This window comes from Kitasatospora sp. NPDC029367 (genome assembly GCF_055569135.1).
Map to the genome: position 1 here is coordinate 1 of NZ_JBVHYH010000101.1, position 5,445 is coordinate 5,445.

5 protein-coding genes are annotated in these 5,445 nt (G+C 72.0%); 3 read left to right on the forward strand and 2 right to left on the reverse strand.

Annotation, left to right across the window (positions count from 1 at the left end; all coding sequences use genetic code 11):
* Positions 1 to 124 precede the first annotated feature (124 nt).
* Positions 125 to 1,309 (reverse strand): quinolinate synthase NadA, encoded by a 1,185-nt coding sequence (gene nadA / locus ACZ4W5_RS34820; protein WP_360227948.1) that lies wholly within the window; start codon positions 1,307 to 1,309, stop codon positions 125 to 127.
* 441 nt (positions 1,310 to 1,750) lie between these two features.
* Here nadA and ACZ4W5_RS34825 point away from each other — a divergent pair, with 441 nt between their 5' ends.
* Both ACZ4W5_RS34825 and ACZ4W5_RS34830 read left to right on the forward strand, forming a co-directional pair.
* The gene (locus ACZ4W5_RS34825) at positions 1,751 to 2,215 is read left to right on the forward strand and encodes an Lrp/AsnC family transcriptional regulator (RefSeq protein ID WP_270147404.1); all 465 of its coding nucleotides are present in this window, start codon (positions 1,751 to 1,753) and stop codon (positions 2,213 to 2,215) included.
* A gap of 194 nt (positions 2,216 to 2,409) precedes the next feature.
* Complete coding sequence (locus ACZ4W5_RS34830; RefSeq protein ID WP_360227945.1) at positions 2,410 to 3,777, forward strand: pyridoxal phosphate-dependent decarboxylase family protein; 1,368 nt, start codon at positions 2,410 to 2,412, stop codon at positions 3,775 to 3,777.
* Positions 3,778 to 3,854: 77 nt separating this feature from the next.
* Here the strand turns inward: ACZ4W5_RS34830 and ACZ4W5_RS34835 are convergent, their stop codons facing one another.
* Complete coding sequence (locus ACZ4W5_RS34835; RefSeq protein ID WP_360227943.1) at positions 3,855 to 4,718, reverse strand: GNAT family N-acetyltransferase; 864 nt, start codon at positions 4,716 to 4,718, stop codon at positions 3,855 to 3,857.
* A gap of 244 nt (positions 4,719 to 4,962) precedes the next feature.
* Here ACZ4W5_RS34835 and erpA point away from each other — a divergent pair, with 244 nt between their 5' ends.
* Complete coding sequence (erpA, locus tag ACZ4W5_RS34840) at positions 4,963 to 5,316, forward strand: iron-sulfur cluster insertion protein ErpA (RefSeq protein ID WP_030061066.1); 354 nt, start codon at positions 4,963 to 4,965, stop codon at positions 5,314 to 5,316.
* Positions 5,317 to 5,445 lie beyond the last annotated feature (129 nt).

The following is a 5,445-nucleotide window of genomic DNA, read 5'->3' on the forward strand; positions in this document are numbered from 1 at the left end:
CCTCTTTTTTTTTTGGCCCTCCTCCCCCCTTCTTTTCGCCCCCCCCCCCCCCCCTCCCCGGGGGGGGGCCCCTCCCCCCTTCGGGCAGCCCCCCCCCCCCCCCCCCCCCGGGACCCGCCTCCGGCTACGGGAGGGCCAGCATCCGGTCCAGCGCGGCCTTGGCGTACTTCTCGGTCTCCGGGTCCACCGTGATCACGTTCGGCACCCGGCCCTCGACCAGCGACTCCAGCGCCCAGACCAGGTGCGGCAGGTCGATCCGGTTCATGGTCGAGCAGAAGCAGACCGTGCGGTCCAGGAAGACGATCTCCTTGTCCGGGTGCGCCTTGGCCAGCCGGCGGACCAGGTTCAGCTCGGTGCCGATGGCCCACTTGGAGCCGGGCTCGGCCGCGTCCAGGGCCTTGATGATGTACTCGGTCGAGCCCACCATGTCGGCGGCGTCGACCACCTCGTGCTTGCACTCGGGGTGGACCAGGACGGTCACGCCGGGGATCCGCTCGCGGACGTCGTTCACCGAGTCCAGGCTGAACCGGCCGTGCACCGAGCAGTGGCCGCGCCAGAGGATCATCTTGGCGTTCCGCAGCTGCTCGGCGGTCAGGCCGCCGTTGGGCTTGTGCGGGTTGTACAGGACGCAGTCGTCCAGCGACATGCCCATGTCCCGCACCGCGGTGTTGCGGCCGAGGTGCTGGTCGGGCAGGAAGAGCACCTTCTGGCCCTGTTCGAAGGCCCACTCCAGCGCTCGCTGGGCGTTGGAGGAGGTGCAGATGGTGCCGCCGTGCTTGCCGGTGAAGGCCTTGATGTCGGCGGAGGAGTTCATGTACGAGACCGGGACGGTCACATCGGCTATGCCGGCGTCCGTCAGTACGTCCCAGCACTCGGCGACCTGCTCGGCGGTGGCCATGTCGGCCATCGAGCAGCCGGCCGCGAGGTCCGGCAGCACGACCTGCTGGCGGTCGCTCGTGAGGATGTCGGCGGACTCGGCCATGAAGTGCACGCCGCAGAAGACGATGTACTCGGCCTCCGGGCGGGCCGCGGCGTCGCGGGCGAGCTTGAAGGAGTCGCCGGTGACGTCGGCGAACTCGATCACCTCGTCGCGCTGGTAGTGGTGGCCGAGGATGAAGACGCGGTCGCCCAGCGCGGCCTTGGCCGCCCGGGCGCGCTCGACGAGGTTCGGGTCCGAGGCCGGCGGGAGGTCGCCGGGGCACTCGACGCCGCGCTCGCTGTTCGGGTCGGCCTCTCGGCCGAGCAGCAGCAGAGCGAGCGGCGTCGGAGTGGGGTCGACGCCGTGGGTCTCGGTGATGGTGGTGGTCACGGGCGGGTGCCCTTCTGTGCGGCCGAACGAGCGGTGGGGCCTTTTCGTCTATCTGACGCTATCTATTCTAACCGGTTAGCGTCAGAGTGACGATGGCCATCCTGTCGATGTGACGAGAACCGCTCTCCGGATCGGATGCTTCCTGCCGTGGCCGAATCGATATTTCGAAGCCCCGGGCAGGGCTGGGCCATGAACATGAAGACCGCCCCGGGCCGGTCAGTAGGCGAGGCCCTTCGGTCGACGGCAGGCGTGGCGATCGGTGCCCGCCCGGTGGACCGATGGCCTTCTCCCGGTCATCCGCGCGCGATGAACTCGTTCAGGTCATCCGCCAGAATGGGTGGCGAACCGTTTCGGCAGTGGCGCCGGCGGGTGCGACAGCACCGCCCGCCGCCCGGGACGCTCCCCCCACCCCCACCGCACGACCCGTGGAGCCCCGCACCGATGACCAGCAGCCGAGCGCACGAGGTGATCGGGGCAGACCTGGACGAGACCGACCGGCAGCTCCTCGCCCGCCTCGGCAGCGACGGCCGCGCCTCCTACGCCGAGATCGGTCTCCAGGTGAACCTCTCCGCCACCGCCGTGCGCCGCCGGATCGACCGGCTCCGGGCGCGCGGTGTGGTGCGGGGCTTCACCGTGGTGCTCGACCCGGCCGTGCTCGGCTGGCAGACCGAGGCCTTCGTCGAGGTCTACTGCCGCGAGCGGACCGCCCCCGAGGAGATCCTGGCCAGCCTGCGCCAGTTCCCCGAGGTGGTCGCCGCCTGGACGGTCACCGGTGACCCGGACGCCCTGGTGCACCTGCGGGCCGCCGACATGCGCCATCTGGAGGCCGTCATCGAGCGCATCCGGCGCGAGCCCGGCGTGCAGCGCAGCCGCTCCTCGGTGGTCCTCTCCCAGCTGATCGGCTGATCGCCGGGCCCGGCTCCCGGGGCACGCAGGAAACCTGCGCGGACCGCCCCGAAGACGCTCGAAAGCTGCCTGACCAGCCGCGTTCCGACGCGCGGGGAAGCGCCCCCGCTGCCTACGCTGATCACGTCCGGTCAGCGCGGTGAGGCGTCCCGCCGACCGGATCCCCCCGACACCCACAGCCGAGAGGGACAGCCGTGTCCGCAGCACCCGACCGCATGCACCGGCCCGACAACGAACTGGTCGACCTGGTTTTCGACTACATGCGGGAGCGGCTGCAGTACGACCCCGTCCCGCTCGACCACCCCGGTGACGGCGAGCACCTGCGCACCCAGCTGGCCGGCCTGCTCAACCAGGACGGCAACAACCCGGCCGACGTCCTCAAGCTGTACGACCACGAGCTGTCCCGCGCGGTCATCTCCGCCGACAGCCCCCGCTACCTGTCCTTCATCCCGTGCGCCCCGACCAAGGCCGCGCTGCTGTTCGACATGGTGGTCTCCTGCGCCTCCCTGCAGGGCATCTCCTGGCTGGAGGCGGCCGGCGCCATCGCCGCCGAGAACCAGGTGCTGCGCCTGATCGCCGACCGGGCCGGGCTGCCCGCCTCGGCCGGCGGCTGCTTCGTCTCCGGCGGCTCCGCGGGCAACCTGTCCGCCCTGGTGGTCGCCCGCGACACCGCCCGCCGCAAGCTCGGCGTCGGGCCGGAGGCCCGGCTGCGGATAGCCGTCGCCGACCAGGTGCACTCCTCGGTCAAGAACACCTTCAACATCATCGGCGTCGAGGCCTTCAAGGTCCCGACCGTGAACCGGCGCTTCACCGGCGAGGCACTGCGCGCCGCCCTGGCCGCCGACCCGAACCCGGAGACGGTGATCGCCGTCGTCGGCACCGCCGGCACCACCAACGAGGGCATCGTCGACGACCTGGCCGGCCTGGCCGAGGTCGCCCGCGAGCGCGACCTGTGGTTCCACGTGGACGGCGCCTACGGCGGCGCGGGCCTGTTCGCCCCGTCGGTGCGCGAGCGCTACAACGGCATCGAGCACGCCGACTCCTTCGTGGTCGACCCGCACAAGTGGCTGTTCGCCCCCTTCGACTGCGCCGCGCTGATCTACCGCAACCCGCAGCTCGCCCGCGCCGTGCACACCCAGGACGCCTCCTACCTGGACGTCCTGCACACCGACGGCGACGAGTGGAACCCCACCGACTACGCCTACCACCTGACCCGGCGCGCCCGCGGCCTGCCGCTCTGGTTCTCGCTGGCCGTCCACGGCGTCCAGGCGTACACCGACGCCATCGAGACCGGCCTCCAGCTCGCGCGGGACACCGCCCAGCTGATCCGCGACACCGAGCACCTGGAGCTGCTGTTCGACCCGCAGCTCTCCGCGGTCTGCTTCAAGCGCAAGGGCTGGACCAACGACGACTACTACCGCTGGTCGCAGCAGCTGCTCGCGGACCAGATCGGCTTCGTCACCCCGACCGGCTGGGACGGCGAGACGGTCGCCCGCTTCGCCTTCCTGCACCCGGGCACCACCATGGAGATGGTCCGGGAGATCCTGGACACCATGGCCTGATCCGGGCCCCGTCCGCCCGTCCGTCCGTACGGCCCCACCGGCCCGCCCCCGGTGGGGCCGTACGCGTTCCCGCCGGGCTACAGGAAGGCCCCGCTGGGCAGGTACGGCGCGGGCGGCCGCATCCCGCGCACCCCGACGAAGCCACCGGTCTCCGGCGTCAGCCCGACCTCCAGCCCGACGTCCAGCGCCCACTCCTGCTCGGCGGTCAGGTACTCCACCCGGGCCTCGGTCCCGTCCGGCACCCGGGCCAGCGCCTCGCGCAGCAGCCGGGCCGCGATCCGCTTGCTGGTGGCCGCCAGCAGCCGCACCGTGCCGCCGTCCCGGTAGCAGTAGCCGCTGCCGGCCAGCGCGTCGGCGACCAGCAGCTCCTCGAAGTGGCCGAGCATCAGCTCGTGGTCCGGGCCGTGCGCGGACCCGCGCAGCCGCCGGTCCACCGAGTCCAGCAGGTGCAGGTGGGTGGCGTTGCCGCGGTGCACCGGGATGTCGCCGGGGTCGATCAGCCCGTCCCGGTCCACCCGCCCGGTCAGCCGCATCGCCGGGTGCAGGGTGAAGCCGGCCAGCCGGTAGCGGCGGGCCGCCGCGGGGGAGTCGGAGGCGCAGACCATCCCGCGCAGGCAGCCCCGGGCGTGCGCGAGGGCCCGTTCGAACAGCAGCGGCCCGACCCCCCGGTCCCGGGCGGACGGCCGGACGGCGAACAGCGAGGGCATCCACAGGCCCTCGCGGCGCATCGACAGCACCACCCCGACCGCCTGCCCGCCGCTCTCCGCCAGCCAGCAGCCGCCGGGGTCGGTGCGCGCCAGGTGTCTGGTCCGGGCCAGCTGCAGCGGCGTCGGTCGGGCCGGTCGGGCGGGGTCGTCGGACGGTCCGGCGAACGCGGCGAGGGACAGTTCCTGGACGGCCTCCGCGTCCGCTGCGGTGTCCCTGACCTGGCGAAGGATCATGCCGCCATCCTGGCGTCCGGCGGGCGGCCGTGGGGCCCGTTCGACCGGATCCGTGACGCGGGCGGTGCCCGGTCCGCCCCGGTTGTGCGAGCATGGGGAGCGTAGAGGCCCGGGTGACGCGCCCGGCCCACGGAGAACCAGCCGTCGAACAGGCCGTAGAAATCCCCCGCCGTCCGGGAAATGAATCCGGGCGGTCGGTGGTTGGCACTGGCGGCAGACCGTCGTCAAGACCGGGAGAAAGCAGATGACCGTCCAGGACGAGACCACCGTCGAGAGTGGCATCCTCCTCACCGATGCCGCCGCGGCCAAGGTCAAGGCCCTGCTGGAGCAGGAAGGCCGCGAGGACCTCGCGCTGCGCGTCGCCGTCCAGCCCGGTGGCTGCTCCGGCCTGCGTTACCAGCTGTTCTTCGACGAGCGCTCGCTCGACGGCGACGTGATCAAGGACTTCGGTGGCGTCAAGGTCGTCACCGACCGGATGAGCGCCCCGTACCTGGGTGGCGCCACCGTCGACTTCGTCGACACCATCGAGAAGCAGGGCTTCACGATCGACAACCCGAACGCCACCGGCTCCTGCGCCTGCGGCGACTCGTTCAGCTAAGCCTGACGGCGGGTCTCGAACGCGGAAGGGGGGGCCCGGGGGGGGGCCCGGGGGGGGCTCCCCGTTTCTCTCTTTTTTTTTTCCCCTGTTTTTTTCTTCCCGCCCCCCTGCGGCTGGGGCCTTCCTGGG